We start from the raw sequence: 4,211 nt of genomic DNA, 5'->3' as shown, positions 1-4,211 counted from the left end.
CCCTGGTGAAAAACCTCAATCTACAACGGTATTTTAACTCTCTGAAAGCCCGCGGAGATCACCCCAGGATCCATTGTAAATGGGAGGGCGCCGCTACGCGAGTTTCGCCATGTCGGGTCGCATTGGTCCAGCCCGCCTAGTTTAATCCTTTTCGCGACTCTGCATTTAAGGATGTGAATCATGCCTATTGCCCCCTTGGCGTCCGGGACCTGCCAGGTCTGGTGGGCGCGACCGGGCCATGCTTTGGTTCTAGACAGTTCGCTTCTCAGCGCTGAAGAACGCCGCATCTGCGGTCGATGGCGACGCGCTATCGACCGTGACCGGTTCACGACCGGTGCATTAATGACGAGGCTCATGCTCGGACACTACCTCGCGTGTCTCCGGCCTGCTTGGATATCGACCGCACGTGTTCGGGGTGCGGCCTCGCACATGGCCGCCCCCGGATCTTGGGGTCGAGTCTCCAGGTGTCCGTATCCCATGCCAAGGATCGGGTGCTGGTGGCTTGCGGTGACTTCGAGGGTGTTGGAGTGGACGTCGAACCGGTTATTGAACCCGCAGAAGCGCAAGCGCTGTTGCCGTCGATTATCAACGACGAGGAGCTGTCTGCAGCGGGGTGGGCGATTCCCTACTGGGTGCGCAAGGAGGCTGTGCTCAAAGCCATTGGAAAAGGACTCTCGGTTCCCATGAGAAATCTCACGGTGTCACCACCGTATGAACCGCCGTCGCTTCGGCATTTTGAAGGACACGACTGCGTGGTGGAGCGGGTTTCCATGACCCAGCTACAGTATGACGTCGATTATTATGCAGTTCTGGCGGTCATCGGAACCCCATTGACGCAGGTAATAGAGCAAGATATCAGTAAGGCAATGTGCTGACCATAAAGATGAATCATGTCGGTTCCGGTCTGTGTTGGTCAGGCCCCGTCTCTCGGGGTTCGGGAATCTGCGACATTTTGCGTCAAGATAGAGGGTATATATAGTATAACGGGTGGGTCGCGAGCGCACCGGCTGCCGTCTCAGTCTTTTGAGGGTGCGTGCGCTGCCAGCAAGTGTTTTGCTTTCCGGTTGCCCGCCCATTCCGCAATTCTTCCGGGCGTGACGGGGGACCTCCACGAACAGAACGCCCGCTCCTGGGCGTGGGTGGCCACCTGATGATCCTGGGCGCGTGAGTGGTCCAGGCGTGCGCGTATCTCTTCTTTCCGCCCGTCAACGGTGGTGGGCGGCGGCGTGGCCATCCGGTTCCGATCGCTGCGGATGCGCAGGTTCCGCTGGCGGAGTTCTTCCGCTTCGGCCAGCAAGTCGTGGGTCATCTGGATATTCTGATCGATGATGGCATTCATGATGCTCCCGGGGCCTGCTTGTGGGGCCTCCTACCCTTCTAAGGGACTGCTGTACGGGGGGTGTCCCTATGTTTCGAGTCAAGCCGCGAGAGTGGGTGGCTCGGGGGTCGGGACTGGTGTGGGTGACTGGTAGTACGTGCCGTCGCGGAGCATCGCGAAGATGACGTTGCAGCGGCGGCGGGCCAGGCAGATCACGGCGGCGTTGTGGCGCTTGCCCTCGGCGCGTTTGCGATCGTAGTAGGTCTTCGAGATCGGGTCGTGGTTCGAGGCGACCCAGGCAGAGTAGAACAGGGCGTTCTTCAGCCGCTTGTTGCCCGATCGGGCGGGGAACTCTCCGCGGATCGAGGTCCCGGATCTTCGTGTGACCGGCGCGATCCCGGCGTAGGCCGCGAGATGACCGGGAGTCTCGAACGCGGAACCGTCGCCGATGTTCAGGAGGATCTGCGCGGCGGCCAAGAGGGGCGATCCCCGCACATGCTCATCAAGACCGAGGCGAGAGGGAAGTCCTCCAACATCCCCTCGACCTCCCTAGCCACCGTCGCTCGCTGCTCCTTCAGCTCTTTCACCTGGCCAGCGACTCTCGGGATCACCAACTCCACTGCGGCGGTCGCAGGAACGACCACGGTCTGCTCACCCAGCGCCGCGAAGATCTGATCGATCAGGCTTCGGGGTCTCGGCGAGAGTGGGCGCGGGCGAACCGTAATACCTTCCCCCGGCCTGCGGTCTTGAGCCCGGTGGGGCCGCCATACTTGATCAGCAGCTCCAGGGTGAGACTGTTGGCGAGGCTACCGCCGGCGAACACCCGTTCCAGGGCAGGATGGATCTGCGTGAGCAGCGACCGGATCCGGTTCAGCGCCCGTGTTGTTTCGTGAGCGAGATCCTCATCAAAGCCAGCGAGGACCTTCAATGCGGAGAGGACCTCGTTGTCACGGTCGACGGCACGGAGGGTGTGCGGCATGGTGCGGGCGGTGTCGGCGATGATGAACGCGTCGCGTGCATCGGTCTTGGACCGGCCCGGATACAGGTCCGCGGCCTTTCGCATCGCTAGTCCGGGCAGGTAGGCCACGGCACAGCCCGCATCCCGGGCGACCGCGATCGGCAGTGCTCCGATGGTGTTGGGTTGATCGACGACCATCAGCACGTTGCCATGCTTCTGGAGTTCGGTGAACAGCTCCCGCAGCTGGGCCTCGTCCTGGGGCAGGGGCTTGTCGAACAACCGGCTTCCGCCGGGGTCCAGGGCGCAGGCATGGTGGCCTGTCTTCCCAACGTCTAAGCCGATCACGACCGCGAATCTTGTCTCCATGATGCTGTCCTCCTTTGACGCATCACTGCTGGTCGCAGTCACGACACCCGATGCCGGCACCCACGTTACGAAGAGACCTCAGCAGTGCTGGGCCGTGTCCCTATCAGCGGTCAACGCGTGTCTCTCGACCGGGCGGCAACACCCCCCGGACCATGGATGGCAGGGCAACAAAGCCATACCCGGCCGAGCGACCAGACCCCCCGACTATCGGGGGTACTCACAAGGTAACGGGGAGATCGTTGATACCCGCCCGGCACTGCGAGTCGAGCTAGAAGAAGTCAGTGACGACGTATTGGGCGCGATGTGCAACTGGGGTTTGGCATCCTACGACGCCGTCCATGCCTTGTCTGCGATCTATGCTGGGGCTCCCGCCATGGTTACCCTCGTCACTGGCTTCGCCGATGTCCCACGGGAGGACCTCAACGTTTATGTGAACGCCACACGCGTGCCCGATTGCCGCCGGCGACGCGGTGGGGCGGGAAGGTGATGGTCCCGCCCACGGACGGGTGGACGGAACTGTGCAAAACTATTTACTTGGCCTTCTTGCCGCCCTTAGCCTGAGCCAAAGCACTGGCGGCCACGCTGCGGGTGCGAGCCGACGAACGCCCATCCTGCAACATCTTGGACGCCTTCGATGCGACCTTTGAGCTGGTGACCTTTCCCTTGCCTGCCATGCGCCTACCTCCTCCCTGCCCGCCTCAGTCTTGCCGTGCCAGCTGAAACCAGCTGCGCCGTCCCGGTACTCGACGAGACTTTTCCTGGTTCTCCCGGTGCAACGGACGAAGACCGGTCGAGGAGACAACTCCATGCATCTCCATCTTTATTGTGCTCAAAAGAGCAGACATCCTAGGGATCGAGTTCAGACCAGCAACTCCTTTGTGGTGCGGCGGCATGCGCCGGAGGGGCTCCCGTGGCCAAGGGGCACGCTCACCCAGCTATCACCCGCCCCGCTTCCGCCGCGTTAACAGACGGAGGACCTGCATCCAGCGATCCCAAAGAGGACCACCAATGCCCAGACAAATGAAGAAGAAGATCGCGCCGCCAACGAGTACGGCGAGTAGCGCATAACTCACGGGCACGGGAAAAGTGTTCAAAAACCAGAGCAACAGAAGGGCTCGCGCGGGTAGCCGAAAGTTCAGTAAGCTGGTCATAGCGATACCGCCTTGTTTTCTTGGCGATGTTGCATATGGACCTCCTTGGTCCTCAGGCTGTTGATCCGGTGGAGCCGCGAAACTTGTACGGATCTACAGCGTTGTCTTGGATGCCCCTCACCGTTGGCAGCGGTGGGGGCCTATCCATTTCTGGGTAAAGCCTAACTGAGCACCTCGACACGGAACATCATGTCTCGGATTAGCCGCGTTCTAGCTGAACCAGTGTGGCGGACGCTCCACGAGCGTCAAGGACTTCCAGCTATCAGAACGACGCCAGAAGTGACGCCCGAACTTGACGCGTGCGTCCACCATCGAGACCCCGAACCGTCCAGGTGTTAGGCCGGAGCTCGACGCGCCCACCCGTGCAGCCGTCGGCCATGCCCAGGCGGAGCTCTTAGCTCGATCCACCGACTCAGGT

3 protein-coding genes and 1 pseudogene are annotated in these 4,211 nt (G+C 61.5%); 1 reads left to right on the top strand and 3 read right to left on the bottom strand.

Going from position 1 to position 4,211, the window contains the following annotated elements:
* The first annotated feature begins 464 nt into the window (after window positions 1-464).
* A complete protein-coding gene (locus YO9_RS0114725; protein ID WP_223286654.1) occupies window positions 465-875 on the top strand; it encodes a 4'-phosphopantetheinyl transferase family protein in 411 nt (136 codons plus the stop codon).
* Between the two features lie 140 nt (window positions 876-1,015).
* On the opposite strand, the gene YO9_RS0114720 is transcribed toward YO9_RS0114725, so the two are convergent.
* From YO9_RS0114720 to YO9_RS19055, 3 genes and pseudogenes are all read right to left on the bottom strand, one after another.
* Window positions 1,016-1,339 carry a hypothetical protein gene (locus YO9_RS0114720; RefSeq protein WP_016998174.1) on the bottom strand — a complete coding sequence of 108 codons (324 nt, stop codon included), beginning with the start codon at window positions 1,337-1,339 and terminating at the stop codon, window positions 1,016-1,018.
* 78 nt (window positions 1,340-1,417) lie between these two features.
* A pseudogene (locus tag YO9_RS0114715) lies at window positions 1,418-2,642 on the bottom strand (IS110 family RNA-guided transposase).
* A gap of 530 nt (window positions 2,643-3,172) precedes the next feature.
* Window positions 3,173-3,316, bottom strand: coding sequence for a hypothetical protein (locus YO9_RS19055; RefSeq protein WP_016998173.1), 144 nt, complete (start codon window positions 3,314-3,316; stop codon window positions 3,173-3,175).
* Window positions 3,317-4,211: the final 895 nt, after the last annotated feature.

Source organism: Kocuria atrinae C3-8, from assembly GCF_000286355.1.
Lineage (GTDB): Bacteria > Actinomycetota > Actinomycetes > Actinomycetales > Micrococcaceae > Kocuria > Kocuria atrinae_A.
Note: the sequence above shows the minus strand (reverse complement) of the source record. Positions and strands in the feature narration are given on the sequence as shown.